We start from the raw sequence: 337 nt of genomic DNA on the forward strand, positions 1-337 counted from the left end.
ATTGGTGGTAACTTCACCACTGGTACCAGCATCGGGTGTCATTACACGTAGCCATGGTGTGCGCTGTTGTTTGGTGGCTTGCCATAACATTTTTACACGTATTCTGCCTTGTCCTTTTGGGTCGTCATTGGCTACTACTTCTGCCTGTTGCATTTGGGCTATAGGAAAAGCAATGTTTGGTTCTGGTAACTTGCGTATTTTAGCAGGTAGTGCTTTAAAAGTGTTTTCGTACTCGCCTATGTCGCTGGCTTTATGTGTTATTTCGGTTATGATATAGATCCCTACTTCATTGGTTTCATACTTAATTTTGTTAATATCTTGTCCGCTGGTAAAGGAA

1 protein-coding gene is annotated in these 337 nt (G+C 41.8%); it reads right to left on the reverse strand.

Annotated features, from left to right (window positions below):
- Positions 1-337: phage baseplate assembly protein V (locus IUY40_RS19350; protein WP_229335725.1), on the reverse strand; the 337-nt coding region annotated here is incomplete at both ends.

The sequence above is a fragment of the Flavobacterium sp. ALJ2 genome (assembly GCF_015594725.1).
Classification (GTDB): domain Bacteria; phylum Bacteroidota; class Bacteroidia; order Flavobacteriales; family Flavobacteriaceae; genus Flavobacterium.